The organism is Streptomyces sp. NPDC096311 (assembly GCF_044763085.1).
GTDB lineage: Bacteria > Actinomycetota > Actinomycetes > Streptomycetales > Streptomycetaceae > Streptomyces.
Map to the genome: position 1 here is coordinate 661617 of NZ_JBIWFN010000002.1, position 23638 is coordinate 685254.

General features: G+C 69.0%; 14 protein-coding genes and 1 pseudogene. 1 reads left to right on the forward strand and 14 read right to left on the reverse strand.

The genetic code is table 11. The features are described from left to right. Window positions 1-57: 57 nt before the first annotated feature. Window positions 58-2694: an amino acid permease gene (locus tag ACIRA5_RS07590; RefSeq protein WP_403688323.1), complete on the reverse strand. Its 2637-nt coding sequence runs from the start codon at window positions 2692-2694 to the stop codon at window positions 58-60. A 350-nt stretch (window positions 2695-3044) separates the two neighbouring features. Beyond that, a pseudogene (locus ACIRA5_RS07595) lies at window positions 3045-3304 on the reverse strand (transposase); the annotation flags it as partial. 267 nt (window positions 3305-3571) lie between these two features. On the opposite strand from ACIRA5_RS07595, the gene ACIRA5_RS07600 reads away from it, so the two are divergent. Next, window positions 3572-5095 carry a MauE/DoxX family redox-associated membrane protein gene (locus ACIRA5_RS07600; protein WP_403688325.1) on the forward strand — a complete coding sequence of 508 codons (1524 nt, stop codon included), beginning with the start codon at window positions 3572-3574 and terminating at the stop codon, window positions 5093-5095. A 580-nt stretch (window positions 5096-5675) separates the two neighbouring features. On the opposite strand, the gene ACIRA5_RS07605 is transcribed toward ACIRA5_RS07600, so the two are convergent. The 12 genes from ACIRA5_RS07605 to ACIRA5_RS07660 form a co-directional block, all read right to left on the reverse strand. Further along, complete coding sequence (locus ACIRA5_RS07605; protein ID WP_403688328.1) at window positions 5676-7640, reverse strand: TIGR03960 family B12-binding radical SAM protein; 1965 nt, start codon at window positions 7638-7640, stop codon at window positions 5676-5678. A gap of 81 nt (window positions 7641-7721) precedes the next feature. Further along, window positions 7722-9404 (reverse strand): CHAD domain-containing protein, encoded by a 1683-nt coding sequence (locus ACIRA5_RS07610; protein ID WP_403688329.1) that lies wholly within the window; start codon window positions 9402-9404, stop codon window positions 7722-7724. A 605-nt stretch (window positions 9405-10009) separates the two neighbouring features. After that, window positions 10010-11206, reverse strand: a complete 1197-nt coding sequence (rodA, locus tag ACIRA5_RS07615; protein WP_403688331.1) for a rod shape-determining protein RodA — start codon at window positions 11204-11206, stop codon at window positions 10010-10012. After that, window positions 11203-13464, reverse strand: a complete 2262-nt coding sequence (mrdA, locus tag ACIRA5_RS07620) for a penicillin-binding protein 2 (protein WP_403688333.1) — start codon at window positions 13462-13464, stop codon at window positions 11203-11205. Before mrdA ends, rodA begins: the two co-directional genes overlap by 4 nt. A gap of 143 nt (window positions 13465-13607) precedes the next feature. Then, complete coding sequence (gene mreD, locus ACIRA5_RS07625; protein WP_382191639.1) at window positions 13608-14273, reverse strand: rod shape-determining protein MreD; 666 nt, start codon at window positions 14271-14273, stop codon at window positions 13608-13610. A 13-nt stretch (window positions 14274-14286) separates the two neighbouring features. Further along, on the reverse strand, window positions 14287-15225 hold the full coding sequence (gene mreC / locus ACIRA5_RS07630) for a rod shape-determining protein MreC (protein ID WP_067370104.1): 939 nt from the start codon (window positions 15223-15225) through the stop codon (window positions 14287-14289). Window positions 15226-15379: 154 nt separating this feature from the next. Next, on the reverse strand, window positions 15380-16399 hold the full coding sequence (locus tag ACIRA5_RS07635) for a rod shape-determining protein (RefSeq protein ID WP_037747701.1): 1020 nt from the start codon (window positions 16397-16399) through the stop codon (window positions 15380-15382). A 450-nt stretch (window positions 16400-16849) separates the two neighbouring features. Further along, window positions 16850-17263, reverse strand: a complete 414-nt coding sequence (gene ndk / locus ACIRA5_RS07640; RefSeq protein WP_054231901.1) for a nucleoside-diphosphate kinase — start codon at window positions 17261-17263, stop codon at window positions 16850-16852. 224 nt (window positions 17264-17487) lie between these two features. Next, window positions 17488-17841 carry a DUF4233 domain-containing protein gene (locus ACIRA5_RS07645; protein WP_352046230.1) on the reverse strand — a complete coding sequence of 118 codons (354 nt, stop codon included), beginning with the start codon at window positions 17839-17841 and terminating at the stop codon, window positions 17488-17490. A gap of 5 nt (window positions 17842-17846) precedes the next feature. Then, window positions 17847-19388 (reverse strand): bifunctional folylpolyglutamate synthase/dihydrofolate synthase, encoded by a 1542-nt coding sequence (locus ACIRA5_RS07650; RefSeq protein ID WP_403688337.1) that lies wholly within the window; start codon window positions 19386-19388, stop codon window positions 17847-17849. Between the two features lie 523 nt (window positions 19389-19911). Next, complete coding sequence (locus ACIRA5_RS07655) at window positions 19912-22542, reverse strand: valine--tRNA ligase (RefSeq protein WP_403688340.1); 2631 nt, start codon at window positions 22540-22542, stop codon at window positions 19912-19914. Continuing rightward, complete coding sequence (locus tag ACIRA5_RS07660) at window positions 22539-23600, reverse strand: RNA-guided endonuclease InsQ/TnpB family protein (protein WP_403688342.1); 1062 nt, start codon at window positions 23598-23600, stop codon at window positions 22539-22541. Before ACIRA5_RS07660 ends, ACIRA5_RS07655 begins: the two co-directional genes overlap by 4 nt. Between the last annotated feature and the right edge of the window lie 38 nt (window positions 23601-23638).

Below are 23638 nucleotides of genomic sequence, written 5' to 3' on the forward strand. Positions count from 1 at the left end.
CCACGGACACCCGCCTCCTGTCGACCGCGCCAGCCACGACGTACCCCCTGGCGGGGGCTACCGGCCGTCCGCCGACGGCAGGTCCTGCTCGGTCCAGATCGTCTTGCCGGTGGGTGTGTAGCGCGTGCCCCAGTGATGGGTCATCTGGGCGATGATGAACAGACCCCGGCCTCCCTCGTCGTCGTTCGCGGCGTGCCGCAGATTGGGCGTGGTGTGGCCGGTGTCGGAGACTTCGCAGATCAGGGTCCGGTCGCGGATCAGGCGTACCTGGATCGGGCCGCCGACGTAGCGGATGGCGTTGGTGACCAGTTCGCTGACGATGAGCTCGCTGGCGAACGTCAGATCGTCCAGCCCCCAGTCGCGGAGCTGCTTGCTGACGGCGGTGCGGATGGTGGCCACCGCCGCCGGGTCCGGGGGCAGCTCCCACTGGGTGAACTGGTTCCGGTCGAGCAGGCGTGTGCGGGCGATGAGCAGCGTCGCGTCCTCGTCCACCGGCCCCGGCAGCAGGGTGGTCACCGCGCGGTCGCACAGCTCCTCCAGGGACGCTCGGCCGCCGGCGAGGACCTGGGACAACTGCGCGAGCCCGTCGTCACGGTCGTCGGCCGCCTGGAGGAGGCCACCCGTGAAGAGGGCGACGAGACTGCCCGGCGGGAGCTCCAGATCCGCGCTCTGGTAGGGCAGGCCACCGACCCCCAGCGGCGGTCCGGGGGGCAGTTCCGGATGGTCGACGACACCCGTGTGCGGTTCGACGACCATCAGCACCGACTCCCCGGCCCGCGCCAGACTGCACTTCCCCGAGACGGGGTCGTACACCGCGTACAGGCAGGTCACCCCCAGTGCCTCGTCGGCCCGCGGCGTCCGGTGGCCGGGGCCCTGACCGGCTCCCCGCTCGTGCGCGGTCTGCTCGACCAGGTCGTCCAGGCGGGACAGAAGCTCGTCCGGGCTCAGGTCCAGCCGGGCCAGGACGCGCACACCCGTGCGCAGGCGGCCCATGGTGGCCGCGGCGCGCAGGCCGTGACCGAGCACGTCCCCGACGACCAGGCCCACCCGGGTGCCCGACAGGGGGATGACGTCGTACCAGTCGCCCCCCACCCCGGACCCGCTGTCGGCGGGCTGGTAGCGGCTCGCCGCGTCAACGGCGGCGTGCGGCGGCAGGCGGCCCGGAAGGAGGCTCCGCTGGAGTTTGAGGGCCACGGCGTGGCCACGGGTGACCAACGGCATCAGCAGGAAACCGAGGAGCAGGGCGCCCAGACCCAGGACGGTGACCCCGCCCGTCCTGCCGATCAGTGGCAGGTCGACGCTGGTCGTGCCGTATCTGGGGTCCGCGTAGACGACGAAGGTGGCGTAGAGGAACAGCAGGAGCATGATCAGCCCGCCGAGCCCCGGCAGCACGCCCTTGAAGATCAGGTCCCTGGTGCTGCGGGTGAGGACCTTGCGGTGGTACCAGACGCAGGCGAAGCCGGTCAGTCCGTACTGGAACGCGATCGCGAGACCGACCGAGTCGATCGAGTCGGCCAGGATGTTCTGGCTGAACGACGTCAGCAGGACCAGCAGGGCGATCGACACCGCGCCCATGCCGACGGTTCCCCAGGTCGGGGTGAGAAACCTGCGGTGGACCCGGGCGAACCGGGCGGGGACGGCCTTGTGGACCGCCATGGAGAAGACGGTCCGGGCCAGGGGCAGGATGGTGGTCTCCGCGGAGGCCAACGCCGAGGTCAGCACCATCAGGATCAGCAGCCTCGACAGGAGCAGCCCCGTGTCGTCGCTCCCGAACACGGCCTCACCCAGTCCGAAGAACACGTCGCCCGAGTTCTGCGTGTTGCCGAGCCCGATGCCCGAGGCGCCGACTCCCGCGAACGCCTGCGCCGAAGTGGACACCAGCCCGTACATGATCACGAGCAGCACGGTGGACATGACCGCGGCGCGCCCGGGGACGCACTTGCTGTCGACGGTCTCCTCGTTGACCGAGAACGCGGTGTCCCAGCCCCAGTAGATGAAGACCCCCGCGAGGATGCCCGAGGTCAGCCCTGTTGCCGAGGGCACCTCGAAGGGATTGAACCAGGACGCGGACACGTGGATCGCCGTCGGGGGTGGGGCGGTGTAGACCTTGACCAGTGCGGCGACGGCGAACAGGAGCAGCATCACCACTTCCAGGCACAGCAGCCAGCGCTGGACAGCCGCCGAGAACTCGATGCCGACGTAGCAGATCGCGGTCAGCACGGCGATCCACGCGATGCCCGCCAGGGTGGTCCACAGCCGGTTCTCCGCCAGTCCGTCCAGGCCCACCAACCGGAAGCCGTAGCCGGCGGCGATCTCGGCGAGGCTCGCCATGACGATGACGTTGGCGACGATGAGGCCCCAGCCGCCCATCCAGCCCGTGCGCGGTCCGAAGGCGCGGGTGGCCCAGGTGAAGGTGGTGCCGCAGTCGGCGTTGCTCGCGTTGAGCTCCCGGAAGGCGTACGCGACCAGCAGCATCGGGATGAACGCCAGCATGGTGACGATCGGGGCCTGCAGTCCCACCCCGGCCACGATGATGCCCAGCGTGGCGGCCAGGCTGTACGCCGGGCCGGTGGAGGCCAGGCCCATGGTCACCGAGGAGAACAAGCCCAGGGCGTCGCTCTTGAGCCCTTTCCGACCGGCCCCCGTCCCGGGAGCGGGGCGGTCGGCGGACTCGACGTCGCCAAAGTGCCTCACACTTGATTCCAACGCCGGGCGACGCCCCTCCGCAACAGCGCAGGATCAGCGGTGCAGATCCGAGGCGCCTCCGGGCTCCCCGAGGGCCTCGATCACCCGATCGAGGCCCTCGCCCACCTCAGTGCGCGTGACCGCTTCCAGCGGCGGCCCGTGGGGTGTTCTTGACCGTCAGCGGCAGGAGCCGCTCTTGCGGCGGTGGTGAGGCAGCGGGCCCTTGTCGCACCCCGGGTCGCAGCCTTTGCCGTGCGGACGACCTTTCCGATCGCCTGGGCTACGACCTTCTGATCCGTAGCTCTGGCCGGAACGGTCGGCGACGGCCATACCGGCCGCTACGAGGCCCCACAGGGGCGTTACCGGAGGTCGCGTCCGCGGGAGTGGTGTGTCGACGGCCACTCGGCGATCTCGTTTTGAGGCTGTGCGGTGAGTTCGGTGAGCAGGGCGGTCCCGTCGGTTTCTGGCTCGACCGGGTGGAGGCGGGCCTTGGTCAGCAGGTCGAGTCCCATGTAGCGGCGGGCCTCGGTCCACTCGTCGTTCTGCTCGGCAGCACCGCGCCGACCAGACGGATCAACGCGGTGCGGTCGGGGAAGATCCCGACCACGTCGGTGCGACGGCAGCTTGTCCCGCAAGGAGCTCCGTTGCTCGTGCGGAAACGCTGACTACCCGGCCTTGGGGAAATTTCGGAACCTGCCGAGGACCTTCGATGGACGCCATTGATGTCGATCGGCCACCGGGCTCACGGCTGTCTGGGTGAGTCTTTCCTGTGGAGTGTTGTTCGCGGCCTCGCAAGGCGGTACGAGTCGTTCGGGGCGCCGCGGTCTGTGTGCGTGATGCCTGCGCTCCGTCCGGAGGGCGTCCAGAACGAGGGGAGTGAGCGGGCATGGTCCTGGCAGCACGGCTGGTGTTGGCTGCGGTCTTCGGGGTCGCGGGGATCGCCAAACTCATGGACCGCGAGGGACTGCCTCGCGCCATCGCAAGTTTTGGCCTGCCAGCTCGAACGGGGAAGCCGCTTGGATACCTTCTCGTCTCCTACGAGTTCGTCACAGCCCTGGCCCTTATCGTCAGCCCATGGGCCAGAATCGGTGCGCTTGGAGCGCTCGGGCTGTTGCTGACGTTCTGCCTGGCCATCGTGGTGAGCATCGCACGCGGCCGGACCCCGGATTGCCACTGCTTCGGAGGGCTACGCGCCACGCCGGTCGGGTGGGCCACGCTCGCACGCAACGGTCTCCTCGCAGCTACGGCGGGATTCGTCGCAACCGACGGGCGTGCCCCCTGGTTCTTCACGGGCCTAGGGATCATCGCAGCGACGTGTTGGGTGGTGCTGGGACTCAAGCGATCCGGGAAAGTGCGACCGGGCATGGTCACACCGGGCTTTTCACTGCCTGACGCAACGGGACAAGTATGGACTCTCGACAAACTGTTTGCCGCTGCGCATCAGCCACTCCTGCTTGTCTTCACTGATCACGCGTGCAGCGCGTGCGACGCACTGCTGCCACAGGTGGCCCGGTGGCAGCAGGCTCATGCAGAACGGCTGACCATCGCAATCGTGAACGGCGGTCCCTCCGCAGACAGCGTTGCCTTCGCACGTGAGCACGGGCTGCGGAACCTGCTGGTGGACGAAGACCGAATGCTGCTCACCACTTACGGTCTGAGCGCCACACCCAGCGCAATGCTGATCGACACCGACCGGATCCTCGCCGCCGCGCCAGCAGCTGGGTCAGCAGAGATCGCCGACCTGGTGACCAGGGCGCTCCCACCGCGTGCTAGATCAACGATCGCACGACGCGCGCTGTTGTTCGCCTCGGCCGCGATGGCACCCGCCGTCATCTCCACCCGCGCGATGGCCCGCGGCGTCACCGGGGCGAACTGGTGCCCAAAGCAAGTGAAGTTCGCTGGGGGATGGCTCTGCAAACAGCGCTACGCGCTGTGTACTAAAGCCGCCTGCAAACCCTCACCGAGCGACCCGAACGTCCTCATCTGCCGCTGCGTAGTGGAATACGGCTACTCCTACGGCTATAAGTCGTGTGCAGAACGAGCACCGGTCGACAACAGATTGGTATCGACGTTCTCGACACAGAACACGAACCACCATACCCGCACCATGACCTGCACACCTCGAGCACAATGGGCAAACTGTCTGGACGTGGTCTGCGAAATCGACCCGCGCAACCCGAGACACGCTGTGTGCCGCTGCAAGTCCGTGGAGAGCGGCGACTTTTTCACCTTCGGGGGAAACTGCGACACCAGCACCTGCACCTCCGTCATTTGGTCAGCGGCAACACCACCCGGAGTCCCCTTCCAAGCCGCGATGGAGAGCATCGGCCTATCAGTCACACTCCCCAAAGCATGCCCGACAGGCACGGACGACGATGACCTTCCGCCTAGCGGGCTGGAGCTGCTTTGAGGCGAGTGATCATGGCCCCGTAAGCTCATGGCGAGTCGGGCAGTGTGTGGACCTGCCCGTTAAAGCACGACGTCGGGGCCATGATCTTCGAGGCTCGCCCCAATGTGGCCGGCCGAAGTCGTGGAGCCGACCGCCCCAACCCAGGGCGCGCGTCGGCGCAGCGCGGGCGGAGCAGGCCGAAGGCAAGACGCCCGGCGCGGAGCCGGGAGCACGCCCGGCGGAGCGGAGCACCGCCGGGCCTTGACGACGTAGGGCAACTCGTAACTCAGCCACGTAAGGCACCCCACAACTCCAAGCCCATGGACTCCCGCGCCGACGAAAGCCAGCGAGCCCCCTTCCCTGTCAGGAAAGGGGGCTCGCGGCCACACAGTCGCGCACAAGGCGATCCGGACCTCAGGCCCCCTCCGCCTCGGAAACGATGTGCGGCGAAGTCTCAGGGCCCGGCAGCGGCGTCCGAAAGAGCGCCGCCGACGCCGACGGACGAGGTACCGAAACACCGGCCGCAGCCAGCGCGGCCGCCACCTCGTCCTCGCTCACCCACGCCAGCGCCTCAATCGCCCGATCGAGTGCCTCGCTCACCTCAGTGCGCGTGACCGCTCGGCGCCGGCGCCGCGTTCTTGACCGTCAGAGGCAGCAGCTTCTTGCCGGTCGGGCCGATTTGAATGGCCGTATCCATCTGCGGGCAGACGCCGCAGTCGAAGCACGGGGTCCAGCGGCAGTCCTCGACCTCCGTCTCGTCGAGGGCGTCCTGCCAGTCCTCCCAGAGCCAGTCCTTGTCGAGGCCGGAGTCGAGGTGGTCCCAGGGGAGGACCTCCTCGTAGGTGCGCTCGCGGGTGGTGTACCAGTCGACATCCACGCCGAAGGCGGGGAGGGTCTTCTCTGCGCAGGCCATCCAGCGGTCGTACGAGAAGTGCTCGCGCCAGCCGTCGAAGCGGCCGCCGTCCTCGTAGACCGCGCGGATCACGGCGCCGATGCGGCGGTCACCACGGGAGAGCAGGCCCTCGACGATGCCGGGCTTGCCGTCGTGGTAGCGGAAGCCGATGGAGCGGCCGTACTTCTTGTCGCCGCGGATCCTGTCGCGGAGCTTCTCCAGACGGGCGTCCGTCTCCTCGGCGGAGAGCTGGGGCGCCCACTGGAACGGAGTGTGCGGCTTGGGGACGAAGCCGCCGATCGACACCGTGCAGCGGATGTCGTTCTGGCCGGAGACCTTGCGGCCCTCGGCGATCACGTTCATCGCCATGTCGGCGATCTGCAGGACGTCCTCGTCGGTCTCCGTCGGCAGGCCGCACATGAAGTACAGCTTCACCTGGCGCCAGCCGTTGCCGTACGCCGTGGAGACGGTCCGGATGAGGTCCTCCTCCGAGACCATCTTGTTGATGACCTTGCGCATGCGCTCGGAGCCGCCCTCCGGCGCGAAGGTCAGACCGGAGCGACGGCCGTTCCTCGTCAGCTCGTTCGCCAGGTCGACGTTGAAGGCGTCCACGCGGGTGGAGGGGAGGGACAGGCCGATCTTGTCCTCCTCGTAGCGGTCCGCCAGGCCCTTGGCGATGTCACCGATCTCCGAGTGGTCGGCGGAGGAGAGGGACAGCAGGCCGACCTCCTCGAAGCCCGTCGCCTTCAGGCCCTTCTCGACCATCTCGCCGATGCCCGTGATCGAGCGCTCGCGCACCGGGCGGGTGATCATGCCCGCCTGGCAGAAGCGGCAGCCGCGTGTACAGCCGCGGAAGATCTCCACCGACATCCGCTCGTGGACCGTCTCGGCGAGGGGGACCAGCGGCTGCTTGGGGTACGGCCACTCGTCGAGGTCCATGACCGTGTGCTTGGACACACGCCACGGGACACCCGACTTATTGGGCACGACACGGGCGATACGGCCGTCGGAGAGGTACTCGACGTCGTAGAACGCCGGGATGTAGACGTTGCCCGTCTTCGCCAGACGGAAGAGGACCTCCTCGCGGCCGCCCGGGCGGCCCTCCGCCTTCCAGGCCCGGATGATCTCGGTCATGTCGAGCACGGCCTGCTCGCCGTCACCGATGATCGCCGCGTCGATGAAGTCCGCGATCGGCTCGGGGTTGAACGCCGCGTGGCCGCCGGCCAGGACGATCGGGTCGTCGAGCGTACGGTCCTTGGACTCCAGCGGGATCCCGGCCAGGTCCAGGGCCGTCAGCATGTTCGTGTAGCCCAGCTCCGTGGAGAAGGACAGGCCGAAGACGTCGAAGGCCTTCACCGGGCGGTGGCTGTCCACCGTGAACTGGGGGACCCGGTGCTCGCGCATCAGCTCTTCCAGGTCCGGCCAGACACTGTACGTGCGCTCGGCGAGGACGCCCTCGCGCTCGTTCAGTACCTCGTAGAGGATCATGACGCCCTGGTTGGGCAGTCCGACCTCGTACGCGTCCGGGTACATCAACGCCCAGCGGACGTCACAGGCGTCCCAGGCCTTGACCGTGGAGTTGAGCTCTCCGCCGACGTACTGGATCGGCTTCTGCACATGCGGGAGCAGAGCTTCGAGCTGTGGAAACACCGACACAGCGGCTTCGGCAGGCATCTCGCGAACCTTCGTGAGCTGGGAGGTACTGACAGGGGTGACCATCCAGACTAACGCGGCCGGGGCCGGCCCCCGTACGCCTCAGACGTCACCCTTGTCCTCCATCGCCTCCCACTCCCCCGGCAGCGCCGCCTCCACCGCCGCCGCCCGCTGCTCCGCGCGGCCGTACAGCACCCCGTACGTGAACGCGTTCTCGCCCGCCCCGTGCGCCTCGGTCGCCAGCTCCCGCAGGGCCTCGCGGACCATCACGCTGTCCTGGTGGTCGCCCAGCAGCGTCTGCAGGGACTTCATCGACCTGACCAGGTCGGCGGCGGGGCCGCCGAGGGCGGGGGTGGCCGCCTCGGCCGCGTAGCGCGTGCGCTTGGCCTTCTTACGGGCGTTGTGCATCGCGAGGTCACGCTCGGTGCCGGGCGGCAGCTCCAGGGCCTCACCGACCAGGCCGGCGACCTTCTTGAAGTCCTTCCGTACGGCCTTGGCGATCACCTTCTCGGGCTTCTTCGAGGCCGCCTCCAGCAGGGGCGGCCCTGCCACCAGGGTGTCCAGCGTCGTCAGCAGGTCCAGGTAGCGCTTGCCGTCCAGTACGGCGATCAGGCGTTGCCGGGAGCCGGAGCGGCGGGCCCCCGACCAGGTGTGCAGACGGGCCTGTACGGGGCCCGTGACCAGGTCGGACGGGAGGTCGTCGAGCGCCGCCGTCAGGTGCTCGGCGAGGACCTCCTGGTCGCGGTCGACGCCCAGCTCGGCGGCGAGCCACTTCAGCTCGTCGCCGATCGGATCGGTGGCGGTGCGGTCGAGAACCTTGCCGTACGAGCGGAAGGTGCTGCGGAGGCGGCGGGTGGCGACGCGCATACGGTGCACGGAGTCGGGCACGTCGCGACGGACGGCGGGGTCCAGCTCGACGATCGCGTCGCGCTGGGCGCGGACGTAGGCGAGGACGTGGTCGCCGGCGGTGTGCGGGGCCGGATCGCGGGGTTCGGGCTTCGCGGCCGCCGTCGTCGCCTTGGACGCGTCAGCGGCCTTCTCGATCGCCCCCGCCTTGTCGGCCTTCCGCTCCTTTCCTGTCTTCTCCGCCGTGCCTGTCTTCCCAGCCGTGCCTGTCTTCTCCGGCTTCGGTGACTTCGGTGACTTCGGTGACTTCGGTGACTTCGCGGACTTCCGGGGGGCCGTGTCGTCGAGTGCCCTGGCCAGTTTGGACGCGGACGCGGAGCGTGTGAGGCCCGCCTTGCGGAGCTTCTTCTCGACCTTGTCGAGGAAGGCCGGATCGCCGTCGTCGGCGAGTTCCACCTCGATCTCGGTCCATTCCGCGCTGCCCGCACCGCCGCTGAGGCGCTGCGCGCGGACGCGGTCGACGCTGACCTCCGCGAGGAGGGTGCCGGAGGCGTCGACGAGGTGGCGGACGTCGCGGGCCGACAGAAGACGTACGACGGGGACCAGTTCGGCCTCGCGGATGCGGGAGCGGACGAGGGCGGTCAGGTCTTCGGGGACGGTGTCGGAGAGGGGGGCGCGGATTTCGTCGCGGACGCCCTCGGAGACGGGGAGTTTGAGGTGCCAGCCCGCGTCGTCGCCGCCGGTGCGGCGACGGAGGGTGAGGGAGGCGGTGGCGAGCCGCTGGTCGGCCGTGTCGTAGTAGGTGGCGTCCAGTTCGGCTACGCCCTTGTCGATGACGCCCGAGACTCCGGGGACGTCGGTCAGGTCCGGGAGTGGCGCGTCGCCGCCGGCCGGGGGACCCTCGTACTTTCGCTCGATTTCGCGCTTGGTGTCCGCCATGAACTGAATCTAGTGGCTGTCGGGCAGGGATGGCAGTACCAGCCCCTTCCCGAACCTCCGGGAACGACCGGATCTCGCCCCCGCCGCCCCTACCCGTCCCCTCCCCAGGGGCTCCGCCCCCGGACCCCCACATCGCCCGAAAGGCTCGTCCTCAAACGCCGGACAGGCTGAAGGTGCGGGCCTGGGGCGGGGTAGGTGGGGTGGGTGGGTAGGGCAACGGCCCCCGCGCTCACCCTCAAACGCCGAAGGGGCTGAGGAACACCGGCCAGGGGTGGTGGGTGGACAAGGGGGTGGGGGGACGAGGGGGTGGGTGGGGCAACGGCCCCCGGCCGCGTCCTCGAACGCCGGACGGGCTGGATGGCGCGGGCCGGGGTGGGCGGCGTCCGGGCCTCGGTCTCGAGCGCCGGACGCCCCAGGACTTATAGGGGCGCGGGGAACCGCGCGACCAGCCCCCACCGACCGGCAGCCGAGGCACTACATGTGGGCGAGGTTAAGGGGCGCAGCCCCGCCCCAGGGGCGCGGGGAACCGCGCGAGCAACCCCCACCCACCCGCAGCCGAAGAACCCGCCGACAACGCACCCCCCTCCCGCCCAACCGCCGGAGGCCTACGCCGACATGGGGCGCTGGACTCTGATCGACTGCAACAACCCCACCGCCACCCACACCGCGAACATCGACGAACCGCCGTAGGAGACGAAGGGCAGGGGAAGGCCCGCGACCGGCATGATGCCCAGCGTCATGCCGATGTTCTCGAAGGCCTGGAAGGCGAACCAGGCGATGATGCCGGCGGCGACGATCGTGCCGTACAGCTCGGTGGTCTCGCGGGCGATGCGGCAGGCCCGCCACAGGACGACGCCCAGCAGGAGCAGGATCAGGCCGGCGCCCACGAAGCCCAGTTCCTCGCCCGCGACCGTGAAGACGAAGTCTGTCTGCTGTTCCGGGACGAACTGGCCCGTGGTCTGGGAGCCGTGGCCCAGGCCCGTGCCGAAGAGGCCGCCGGAGCCGATGGCGATACGGGCCTGGTTGGTGTTGTAGCCGACGCCAGCCGGGTCGAGGTCGGGGTTGGCGAAGGCGGCGAAGCGGTTGATCTGGTACTCGTCGAGGATCTTGAGCTGCCAGATCGCCACCGCGCCCAGCGTACCGGCACCGAGCAGACCGAACACCCAGCGGTTGGAGGCGCCGGAGGCGAGCAGCACACCGAGCACGATGATGACCGCGACCATGATCGTGCCCAGGTCGGGCATGAGCAGCACGACCATCATCGGGACGGCCGCGAGGCCCAGCGCCTGCACCACCGTGCGGTGGTCGGGGTACTGCTTGTCGCCCGCGTCCACCCGGGTGGCCAGCAGCATCGCCATGCCCAGAATGATCGTGATCTTGATGAACTCGGCGGGCTGGAGGGACAGACCACCCACGACGAGCCAGTTGCGCTGGCCGTTGATCGTCGCACCGATCGGGGTCAGCACCAGCAGGATCATGAAGACCGAGACGCCGTACAGGATCGGGACCGCCGTGCGCAGGGTGCGGTGGCCCAGCCAGATCGTGCCGACCATCAGGCCGAAGCCGATGCCGGTGTTCATGAGGTGGCGGATGAGGAAGTAGTACGGGTCGCCCTGGTTGATCTCGGTGCGGTTGCGGGTCGCCGAGTAGACGAGGGCCGAGCCGATCAGGGAGAGCGCGAGGGCCGAGAGCAGTATCGGCCAGTCGAGGCGGCGGGCCAGGGAGTCACGGGCGAAGAGCCGTGACATCCCGCCGCGGGCGGGGCCGTAGCCGGAGACGGAGAAGTTGTTCGCTCCGGTCATGTCAGGATCCTCGTCCCCCGCCGCTTCTTCGGGCGGTCCGTACGCCTTCGGGTGTTCCGGTTACTGGCTGTCGGGGACGGCGTGGTGCCCGCGGGCAGCTGCTGGTCGGTGGCCCCTGGCGAGGGCGACTCGCTGGCCTGGAGGTCCTTGACCGGGTCCTTGGAGATGTCCGGGGTGTCGATCGAACCGTCGGTCTGGATCTTCGGGAGGCCCTTTTGGGGGGTGGGGAGGAGCGCCTTCGAGTTGTCGATGGAACCGTCGGCCTGGACGCCGTACAGCGCGTTGTAGATGTTGCGCACGGCCTCACCGGAGGCGCCGGAACCCGTACCGGCCTGAGCGATCGTCATGACGACCGTGTAGTCCTTGCTGTACGTGGAGAACCACGACGTGGTCTGCTTGCCGTAGACCTCGGCGGTACCGGTCTTGGCGTGCAGCGGGATCTTGTCCTGCGGCCAGCCGCCGAACTTCCAGGCGGCGGTACCACGGGTGACGACGCCCTCGAGGGCGTCGTCCATGCCCTTGATCGTGGCCTTGTTGATCGGCAGCTTGCCGCTGACCTTGGGCTTGATCTCCTGGACGCTCTTGCCGTCGGCGCTGACGATCGCCTTGCCGATGGTCGGCGTGTGGATGGTGCCGCCGTTGGCGATCGCCCCGTAGATCATGGCCTCCTGGATCGGCGTGACGAGGGTGTCGCCCTGGCCGATGGAGTAGTTGATCGAGTCACCCTCGCGCATCTTGTTGCCCTCGAGGCAGTTCTCGTACGCGATCCTCTGGACGTAGTCGCCGTCCTTCTTGCCGCTCTTGCACCAGGCGTCCTTGTTGGCCTTCCAGTAGTCCAGCTTCCACTGGCGGTCGGGGACGCGGCCGGTGACCTCGTTGGGCAGGTCGACGCCGGTCTGCTTGCCGAGGCCGAACTGGTGGGCGGCCTTGTAGAAGTAGTCCTTCGGCTCCCCCTTCTTGGGGTTGATGCCGCCGTCCTTCTTCCACTCGTTGTCCGCGAGGCCGTAGAAGACGGTGTCGCAGGAGACCTCGAGGGCCCGGCCGAGCGAGATGGGGCCGAAGTTCTCGCCCTCGAAGTTCTTGAAGACCTGGCCGCCCACCGAGTAGGAGCTGGTGCAGGGGTAGCCGCCGTCCCACTCGTAGCCGGCCTCGACCGCGGCGGCCGTGGAGACCACCTTGAAGGTCGAACCGGGCGCGGACTGACCCTGTATGGCCCTGTTGAGCAGCGGGTAGTCGGAGTTCTTCCCGGTGAGTGCCTTGTAGTCCTTGGCGGAGATACCGCCGACCCAGGCGTTCGGGTCGTACGTCGGGGCGGACGCCATGGCGACGATCCGGCCGGTCTTGGCCTCCATCACGACGACGGCGCCCGAGTCGGCCTTGTAGTTCTCACCGGTGATCTTGTCGAACTGCTGGCGGGCGGTCTTCATCGCCGTGTCCAACTCGTACTCGGCGACCCGCTGGACGCGGGAGTCGATGCTGGTGACGAGGCTCGAGCCGGACTGGGCCGCGTCGCTCTTGGCCTTGCCGATCACGCGGCCGAGGTTGTCGACCTCGTAACGGGTGACGCCGGCCTTGCCCCGCAACTCCTTGTCGTACTGGCGCTCGAGGCCGGAGCGGCCGACCTGGTCGGAGCGGAGGTAGGGCGAGCTGCTGTCCTTGGCCTGGGTGATCTCGGCGTCCGTGACGGGCGAGAGATAGCCGAGGACCTGAGCGGTGTTGGCCTTGCCGGGGGCGGCGTAGCGGCGTACGGCCTCGGGCTCGGCGCTGATGCCGGGGAAGTCCTCGGAGCGCTCACGGATCTGCAGGGCCTGCTTGGCGGTGGCCTCGTCGGTGATGGGGATGGGCTGGTACGGGGAGCCGTTCCAGCAGGGCTGCGGCGTCTTCGCGTCACACAGCCGGACCTTCTGGATGACGTCCTCGGGCTTCATGTCCAGCACGTCGGCCAGCTTCGTCAGCACCGCCTTGCCGTCGTCCTTCATCTTCAGCAGGTCGGTGCGCGAGGCGGAGACCACGAGCCGGGTCTCGTTGTCGGCGATCGGCACCCCACGCGCGTCGAGGATCGAGCCGCGTACGGCGGGCTGGACGACCTGCTGGACGTGGTTGCCGGAGGCTTCCTTGGCGTACTCCTGGCCGTTGCGGATCTGGAGGTACCAGAGGCGGCCGCCGAGGGTGCCGAGGAGGGAGAGGACGAGGATCTGGATGACGACGAGTCGGATCTGTACCCGTGGGGTCCTGCCGGTCTCGGGAATGTTGGTCACTGGTGCTGCCTCCCCCTCTCAGAGTGGGTACGGGACACGGGCGCGCGAGCCGTGTGCGTACGGGGCGCCACATGCGTACGAGTCATACGAGTACACGGCGAACCTGGGGGCCTTGACCCCGGGGTGGGTCAACTGAGGTGTGCTCACAGACGCTTGACCCCCTTGATGCGCCCGGCGCGGGCGACGCGCGCGCGGGCGGCCTTGACCCGGTGGCCGCGCTGGCTGCCGATGCGCAGGCCGGTGCCGGAGGCCAGCCAGCCCGAGGAGACGTCGGCGGCCTTGGCGCTGTTGGAATCGGCGAGCGGATTGTTCTCGGAGCGCCGGGCCAGAGCCATCAGCCCCGGGACCACGAACGGCGCGAGCAGCAGGTCGTACAGGGCGGCCGTGAACAGCAGGCTGCCCAGGCCCACATGGCGGGCGGCGGTGTCACCGACGAGGGCGCCGACACCGGCGTACAGCAGGGTGGAGCCGACCGCGGCGGCGACGACCACGGCCATCGGGCCGGTCGCCGACTTGAGCTGGCCGTTCTCCGGCTTCGCCAGCCCCGCGAGATAGCCGATGACGCACAGCACGAGGGCGTAGCGCCCGGCGGCGTGGTCGGCGGGCGGGGCGAGGTCGGCGAGCAGGCCGGCGGCGAAGCCGATGAGGGCGCCGCCGACATGGCCGTAGACCATGGCGAGGGCCAGCACGGTGAGCAGGACGAGGTCCGGGACGGCACCCGGGAGATGGAGACGGGCGAGGACGCTCACCTGGATCACCAGGGCGACCACCACCAGAGTGGCGGAGAGCAGCATCCGATTGAAACGCATGGGGGTTCAGCTCCTACGGCGTCTGGCCGGTGACGGGCTCGGACGCCGAGGGGGTGACCGTCACGGTCACGGTCGGCGTGGGCGTCGGTTTGGGCTTGGCCGGCAGCACCGTGTCACGTGGGTCCTTGCGGGGGGCCTCTACGACGACACCGACGATGTCGAGCTTCGAGAACGCGACGTACGGCGTGACGTAGATCGTGCGGGTCAGGTCGCCGCCCGACGGGTCGACGCGGGAGACCACGCCGACCGGGACGCCGGGCACGAAGGGCTTGTCGGCCTGCGAGCCGAAGGTGACCAGCCGGTCCCCCTTCTTGATCTTCGCCTTGCCGTTGAGCATCTCCACCCGCAGCGGGCGGTCGCCCTGACCGGAGGCGAAGCCGAGCTCGTCGCTGGCCTCCATCCGCGTACCGACGGTGAAATCGGGGTCGTTGGCGAGCAGCACCGTGGCGGTGTCCGGACCGACGGTGGTCACGCGGCCGACGAGCCCGTCGCCGTTCAGGACCGTCATGTCGCGCTGGATGCCGTCGTTGCTGCCGACGTCGATGGTCACGGTCCAGGAGAAGCCCTGGGCGGCTCCTATGGCGATGACCTCGGCGCCCTTGATGCCGTACTGCCCGGCGCCGGCCGTCTTCAGCATCTTGTCGAGCTGGTTCAGACGGCTGCGATTGCGGTCGTCACTGCCGAGCTTGGCCTTCAGCGCCGTGTTGTCGTGCTCGAGTTGGGCGATGCGATCGTGCCGGCTGTCCGAGTCACGGACCGCGGCGATCGCGTTGCCGACGGGGTCGACCGCGGAGGACACCCCGTTCTCGATCGGGCCGAAGACCGTCGCGGCGGCCTGGCGGGCACCCTGGACCGGTGAGTCCTGTCCACCACGGATGTCCACCGTGATCAAAGCGAACGCGATGGCGATCAGCAGCACCAGGAGCAGCCGGCTCTCTCGTGTGTCCCTCACGTGCGGCGGCCGTGCCTTCCTCGTCGGTGTCAACAGGAACGCACCCCGAGCGAGTGCTGACGCCCAAGGGTGTTATGGGGGAGCTTATGCCTCGATATCAACGATCCGCCGTACGAGAAGCGATCATCCCGTACGGCGGAATCGAAGAGTTACCTCATCTGCGCGGCTGGGCGTCGAGAACCTGCTGGAGCGCCTCGAATTCCTCGACGCACTTGCCGGAGCCGAGCGCCACGCTGTCCAGCGGATCCTCGGCGATGTGGATCGGCATACCGGTCTCGCGGCGCAGACGCTCGTCGAGCCCGCGCAGCAGCGCCCCGCCGCCCGTCAGAACGATTCCGCGGTCCATCACGTCACCCGACAGCTCCGGCGGGCACTTGTCGAGCGTCGTCTTCACGGCGTCGACGATGGCGTTGACCGGTTCCTCGATCGCCTTGCGGACCTCGGCCGCGGAGATGACCACGGTCTTGGGCAGCCCGGAGACGAGGTCCCGGCCGCGGATTTCGGTGTGTTCGTCGTTGTCCAGGTCGTACGCCGAACCGATCGTGATCTTGATCTGTTCGGCGGTGCGCTCACCGAGGAGGAGGCTGTACTCCTTCTTGATGTGCTGGATGATCGCGTTGTCCAACTCGTCGCCCGCGACGCGGATCGACTGGGCGGTGACGATGCCGCCGAGCGAGATGACCGCGACCTCCGTGGTGCCGCCGCCGATGTCCACCACCATGTTGCCCGTGGCCTCGTGGACCGGCAGGCCGGAGCCGATGGCCGCGGCCATGGGCTCCTCGATGATGTGCACCTGGCGGGCGCCGGCCTGGGACGACGCCTCGATGACGGCACGGCGCTCGACACCCGTGATGCCCGAGGGCACGCAGACGACGACACGGGGACGGGCGAGATAGCGCCGCTTGTGGATCTTCAGGATGAAGTAGCGGAGCATGCGCTCGGTGATCTCGAAGTCGGCGATGACACCGTCCTTCAGCGGGCGCACGGCAACGATGTTGCCGGGGGTCCGCCCGATCATCTTCTTCGCCTCCGCGCCGACCGCGAGGATGCCACCGGTGTTGGTGTTGATCGCGACGACGGACGGCTCGTTGAGTACGATCCCGCGACCCCTGACGTACACCAGCGTGTTGGCGGTCCCGAGGTCGACAGCCATGTCACGGCCGATGAACGACATTGAGTTCCCCATCAGGATTCGTCTGGCCTTCCCAAGCGGAGCTTTGACGGCTTTTTAGGAACGGCGAGGTGGGTGCAGTGACGTGAAGGTCTCCATCGTAGACGCGCCTGCACGAACACTGCGCGAGGGTCTTCGCCATTGTCAGCATGCGTGGCGCCGCCTCGCTTGTGGAGACGACCCAACGGGGGCACGCGTTCCCCCGATCGGCACGCATATGCCGCGGGACGGCCGGAATTTCCACGGCCGTCCCTGGTCGGACATCAGGCTGGGGACGCAAGTCCTTTACAAGCCTTTACAAGCCGTTACAAGAACATCTTGGAATCGTGATGTCTGTGCGGGTCTGCCGCCACCTGGACGCGACTTCGGCCTGACTTGGACCTGGCTTGAAGGCGACTTGGAAGCGACTCGGCGGCGACTGGGGCGCAGCTCGGACGCGGCTACGAGGAAGGGTCAGACGCGGCCGGGGAAGAAGATCTTCAGCTCGCGCTCGGCGGACTCCTCGGAGTCGGAGGCGTGGATCAGGTTCTCGCGGACGATCACACCGTAGTCGCCGCGGATGGAACCGGGGGCGGCGGCGATGGGGTCGGTGGGGCCGGCGAGCGCGCGCACGCCCTCGATGACCCGCTCGCCCTCGACGACCAGCGCCACGACCGGGCCGGACGCCATGAACTCCACCAGCGGCTCGTAGAACGGCTTGCCCTTGTGCTCGCCGTAGTGCTGTTCCAGCGTGTCCTGGTCCAGCGTGCGCAGCTCCAGCGCGGTGATCTGCCAGCCGGCCTTGCGCTCGATACGGCTGATGATCTCGCCGGTCAGGCCGCGACGGACGGCGTCGGGCTTGAGGAGGACGAGGGTGCGCTGGCTCACGGTGGTGGCTCCTTCGGGTCACAAGTGTGCGGGTGACCGAGGCTACAGGGCGTGTCTGGTTGGGTGTTACGCAGAGTCAGGTGGGCGGGGGCGTTCGGGGCTGTTCGGGGCCGTTCGACCAGGGGCGGGGCCCCGGCCACGGGTGGGACGGGGGAGCCCCGGCCACGGGTGGGACGGGGAGCCCCGGCCACGGGTGGACGGGCAGGGCGGCGGGGGCGAAACGCCTATGCCGGGTTCCCGCCCGCCTCCGCCTGCGCAGCGAACCTCGCCTTGGCCTCGTCGATCTTCCGCCCGTAGTGCACCGAGGCCCACCACAGCGCGGCGAAGATCGCCCCCAGGAAGAACATCGACCCCACGAAGAACCCGCTGGCGATCAGCGCGATCTGCAGGGCCCAGCCGAGCTGGACACCCCCGGGCCGGGTGATCATCCCGCAGAGCAGCACACTCACCGCCATGAAGATCCCGCTGACCGTCCACACCGTGGTCATGGACAGATCGGGATTCTTCATGGCGACGAGCCCGGCGAAGCCGATGACGAAGAACTCGCCGATCAGAGTGGAAGCACAGAGCGTACGCACAGCGGTCAGCCCCTCCTCAGGAGCAGTCGGGCCTCGCCGACGGTGATGACGGAGCCGGTCACGAGCACGCCGCCGCCCGCGTACTCGCCCTCCTCCTCGGCCAGCGTGATCGCCGCCTCGATCGCGTCGTCGAGCCGCGGCTCCACCTGCACCCGCTCGTCGCCGAAGATCTCGACGGCGATCCCGGCGAGCTCGTCGGCGTCCATCGCGCGATGGCTGGAGTTCTGGGTGATCACGACCTCGGCGAAGATCGGCTCGAAGGCCTCGAGCAGCCCCTGTACGTTCTTGTCGCCGCTCGCGCCGACGACCCCGATCAGCCGGCTGAAGTCGAAGGCCTCGCCCACGGCCTCGGCGGTGGCACGGGCGCCCGCCGGGTTGTGCGCGGCGTCCAGGACGACGGTCGGCGAGCGCCGTACGACCTCGAGGCGGCCCGGCGAGGTGACGGAGGCGAAGGCCTTCCGCACGGTGTCGATGTCGAGCCGCTGGGCGTGCGCCGCGCCGACGCCGAAGAACGCCTCGACCGTGGCGAGCGCCACGGCGGCGTTGTGCGCCTGGTAGGGGCCGTGCAGCGGCAGGAAGATCTCCTCGTACTCCCCGCCGAGCCCGCGCAGCGTGATGAGCTGCCCGCCGACGGCGACCTGCCGGGCGACGACCCCGAACTCCAGGCCCTCCCGGGCCACGGTCGCGTCGACTTCCACGGCCTTCTTCAGCAGCACCTGAGCGGCGTCCACCGGCTGCTGCGCCAGGACCACCGTCGCGTCCTGCTTGATGATGCCGGCCTTCTCGGTGGCGATCTCGCCGGGCGTCTCGCCGAGCCGGTCGGTGTGGTCGAGGTCGATGGGGGTGACGACGGCGACGCCCCCGTCGATCACGTTGGTGGCGTCCCAGCTGCCGCCCATGCCGACCTCGACGACGGCGACGTCGACGGGGCTGTCCGCGAAGGCGGCGTACGCCATGCCGGTGAGCACCTCGAAGAACGACAGCCGGTACTCCTGCTGGCCGTCGACCATCTCGATGTACGGCCTGATGTCGTTGTACGTCTCGATGAACCGCTCGGCGGAGATCGGGGCGCCGTCGAGGCTGATCCGCTCGGTGATCGACTGGACGTGAGGGCTGGTGTACCGGCCGGTGCGCAGGTCGAAGGCACCGAGGAGGGCCTCGATCATGCGGGCGGTGGAGGTCTTGCCGTTCGTGCCCGTGATGTGGATCGAGGGGTACGCGCGCTGGGGCTCACCCAGGACGTCCATCAGCGCGGCGATCCGGCTGACGGACGGCTCCAGCTTGGTCTCGCCCCAGCGGCTGGCGAGCTCGGCCTCCACCTCGCGCAGCGCCTTGTCGACCTCGGGGTCGGCCGGGCGCGCGGGCACGTCGGCCTGCCGGCCCGCCTCGGCGCCCTGGGCGCGCAGGGTGCGGCTGCCGGCCTCGATCACGGCGAGGTCGGGGTCGCGGTCGGTCTCGGCCGCGATGATCTCGTCGAAGAGACCGTGCGGGTCGCTGGGGTCCGGCTCGTCCGGCTCGCTGCTGTCGTGCGGGGGGAGCTCACTCACGCTGCCAGTCTACGGAGCCGAGCCCACCCCGGGTCTCTCGCCCCCGCCGCCCCTACCCGTCCCGTCCCGGGGGCTGCGCCCCCGGGACCCCCGGGGTGGGTGCTTCGACTGCGGGCGAGTGAGGGCCGGTCGCGCAGTTCCCCGCGCCCCTGGGCACGGGGCTGCGCCCCGGCGCCCAGGCATTTGGGGCCGCGGGAATCTGCGCGCCAAGCCCCCACCCACCCACGGCCAAACGAATCCGGGCAGACGGGAAACGCGGGGCGAAGCCCCCGCCCCAGGGGCGCGGGGAACTGCGCGCCAAGCCCCCACCGGCCCGCGGCCAAACGAATCCGGGTGGCCGGGAGATGTGGGGCGCAGCCTCGCCCTGGGGGCGCGGGGAACTGCGCGACCAGCCCACACCCACCCGCGGCCGAACAACTCCGCGCAACCAGGGGATCGGGGGATCGGGGCTCAGCCGAGGGACGTCGAAGGCCCCCGGGACCAGTGAGGTCCCGGGGGCCTTCGTTCACCTACGGCAGAGCCGTTACGCCTCCGGGAGGCGTTCCAGTTGGGCCTGGATGCGGGCGATGTCCTCGTCCGCCTTGGCGAGCCGCGTACGGATCTTGTCCACGACCTGGTCCGGCGCCTTGGCGAGGAACGCCTCGTTGCCGAGCTTGGCGTTCGCCTGGGCCTTCTCCTTCTCCGCGGCGGCGAGGTCCTTGGCGAGCCGCTTGCGCTCGGCCACGACATCGATCGTGCCGGAGAGGTCGAGCGCCACCGTGGCCCCGGCGACGGGAAGCGTCGCCGTGGCCGCGAAGGCCTCGCCCTCCGGCTGCAGCCGCAGCAGCTGGCGGATGGCCGCCTCGTGCGGGGCGAGGGCGGTGCCGTCCAGCGTGAGGCGGGCCGGAACGCGCTGGCCGGGCTGGAGACCCTGGTCGGCACGGAAGCGGCGGACCTCGGTGATGACCTGCTGAAGCGTCTCGATCTCGCGCTCGGCACCCGCGTCGCGGAAACCGGAGTCGGTCGGCCACTCGGCGATGACGACCGACTCGCCGCCGGTCAGCGTCGTCCACAGCGTCTCGGTGACGAAGGGGACGATCGGGTGCAGGAGGCGCAGGGTGACATCGAGGACCTCGCCCAGGACCCGCCCGGAGACCTTCGCCGGCTCGCCGCCCGCCATGAACGTCGTCTTGGACAGCTCGACGTACCAGTCGAAGACCTCGTCCCACGCGAAGTGGTAGAGGGCGTCGGACAGCTTGGCGAACTGGAAGTCGTCGTAGAACGCGTCGACTTCGGCCACCGTCTTGTTCAGCCGGGAGAGGATCCAGCGGTCCGTCGCCGTCATCTCGGACGGGTCCGGCAGCGGGCCCTCCACCGTCGCGCCGTTCATCAGCGCGAAACGGGTGGCGTTCCAGATCTTGTTGGCGAAGTTCCGGGACGCCTGGACCCAGTCCTCACCGATCGGCACGTCCGTACCGGGGTTGGCACCTCGGGCGAGGGTGAAGCGGACGGCGTCGGAGCCGTACGCGTTCATCCAGTCGAGCGGGTCGACGGCCGTGCCCGAGGACTTCGACATCTTCTTGCCGAACTGGTCACGGACGAGTCCGGTGAGGGCGATGGTCTTGAAGGGCACCTCGCCGTCCATCGCGTACAGGCCGAACATCATCATCCGGGCGACCCAGAAGAAGATGATGTCGTGACCGGTGAGCAGAACGTCGGTGGAGTAGAACTTCTCGAGATCCGGGGTCCGTTCGGGCCAGCCGAGGGTCGAGAAGGGCCACAGGCCCGAGGAGAACCACGTGTCCAGGACGTCGGGGTCCTGCTTCCAGCCGTCGGCTTCGGTGCCCGGGGGCTCCTCGTCGGGGCCGACGCAGACGACTTCGCCCTCGGGGCCGTACCAGACGGGGATGCGGTGGCCCCACCACAGCTGGCGCGAGATGCACCAGTCGTGCATGTTGTCGACCCAGTCGAAGTAGCGCTTCGACATGTCGGCCGGGTGGATGCTGACCCGGCCGTCCCGGACGGCGTCGCCGGCGGCCTCGGCCAGCGGGCCGACCTTGACCCACCACTGCATGGACAGACGCGGCTCCAGCGTCGTCTTGCAGCGCGAGCAGTGGCCCACCGAGTGGACGTACGGGCGCTTCTCGGCGACGATGCGGCCCTCCGCGCGCAGCGCGGCGACGATCGCGGAGCGAGCCTCGAAGCGGTCGAGGCCCTCGAACGGGCCATGCACGGTGATGACGCCGCGCTCGTCCATGACGGTCAGCGATTCCAGGTCGTGGCGCTGGCCGATGGCGAAGTCGTTCGGGTCGTGGGCCGGGGTCACCTTGACGGCGCCGGTGCCGAACTCCGGGTCGACGTGGGTGTCCGCGACGACGGGGATGGTGCGGTTGGTCAGCGGCAGCTTGATGCGCCGGCCGACGAGGTGCCGGTAGCGCTCGTCGTCGGGGTGAACGGCGACGGCGGTGTCACCGAGCATGGTCTCGGCACGGGTGGTGGCGACGACGATCGTGTCGTCTCCCTCCCCGTACTTCATGGAGACCAGCTCGCCGTCGTCGTCCTGGTACTCGACCTCGATGTCCGAGATCGCCGTGAGGCAGCGCGGGCACCAGTTGATGATGCGCTCGGCGCGGTAGATCAGCTCGTCGTCGTACAGCTTCTTGAAGATGGTCTGGACGGCCTGTGAGAGCCCTTCGTCCATGGTGAACCGCTCACGGGACCAGTCCACGCCGTCGCCGAGCCGGCGCATCTGGCCGAGGATCTTGCCGCCGTACTCTTCCTTCCACTGCCACACGCGCTCGACGAACGCCTCACGGCCCAGGTCGTGGCGGGACTTGCCCTCCTTGCCGAGCTCCCGCTCGACGACGTTCTGGGTCGCGATACCGGCGTGGTCCATGCCCGGCAGCCACAGCGACTCGTAGCCCTGCATGCGCTTGCGGCGCGTCAGGGCGTCCATGAGCGTGTGCTGGAAGGCGTGGCCCAGATGCAGCGACCCGGTGACGTTCGGCGGCGGGATGACGATGGTGTACGCGGGCTTGTCGCTCTTCGCGTCGGCCGCGAAGTAACCCCGTTCCACCCAGCGCTCGTACAGCGCCCCCTCTACCTCGGCCGGCGCGTACTGGGTCGGCAGTTCGGGAGTGGGCTCTGATTGCGGCTGCTGAGAGTTCTCGGTCACGGGGTCAGTTTAGAGGTGCCGCGCCCGTGTCCCGAAACGCGATTCTTTCTTGACATCCTCCCCGCAGTGACCTGCTGGGACTCCTTGTAGCCCTCGATATCCACTGGAAGGCGGGCCGTCCCGGATGAGGGGTTCAGGGGTTCACGCGTGCGCCCGGCACGGGTGCGGGGCATCGCAGGCCGGGCATGGCCTGCGGGTGCGTGCTGTTCACCGCAATGTCCTGCGGCACTGGTGGTGCCCGCCGGACCACGAAGGGCACGACGGAGAATGACGACCGAGGCATTGTGATCCGCGTCGTCGGTGTGCCCGCACCCGGCACAGATGAACCTGTCGCGGCTGACGCGCGACGCAGGGTCCCAAAGGTGGCAGACACCGCATGTCTGCGAGGTCCTCGCAGGGTGCACCAGAGAGAGGTCGGATCCGTAGGCCGGGCATTTGTAGACGAGCTGGCGGCGCCGCTCCCCCGGCAGATTGTCGAGGATGGCCCGGTTCAGAGCGGCTTTCTGAGAAACGTGCACGCCGGGTGCAGCGCGCGTACCGCTCGCGCTCCGCGTCATCTGCTTCACACGAAGATCTTCGATGGCGACCAGGCCGTGGTTCTTGGCCAAGTCTGTAGTGAGCTTATGTGTGAAGTCCAGGCGTCGACGAGCCTGTCGGGCCTTGAGTTCCGCGATGGCGCGGAGCGTCCTTCGTAAGCGGTTGCTGTATCTGCCTCCTCGATGCTTCTTGGCTTGCACGATCTGCCGCTCCTTGCGGCGTTGGAGTCCGGTCAGCCTCTGCTTCTCGCCCTCGGTCAGCGTCTGGGGCATGAGCCGTGGCTCCGTCTCGTCCGACAGGTACGCCGTTTGCTTCACCCCGAAGTCCACTCCAACCGGCGGATGCCCATTCGGTGGCGTTGCCGTCCTCCCGAGGTGCACGCCGAAGCTGACGTACCAGCGGCCCGAGCTGTCTGTACGGATCGATGCGTTTTTGATCCGACCACCGAGCGGGCGCGTCAACCTGAACTTGACGTCCCCGAGCTTGGGGACGCGAACGCAGGCCCACTTGCGGTTCAGCAATCGTCACGCGCACGGCCTGCCCGGGGAGCGGGATCGCC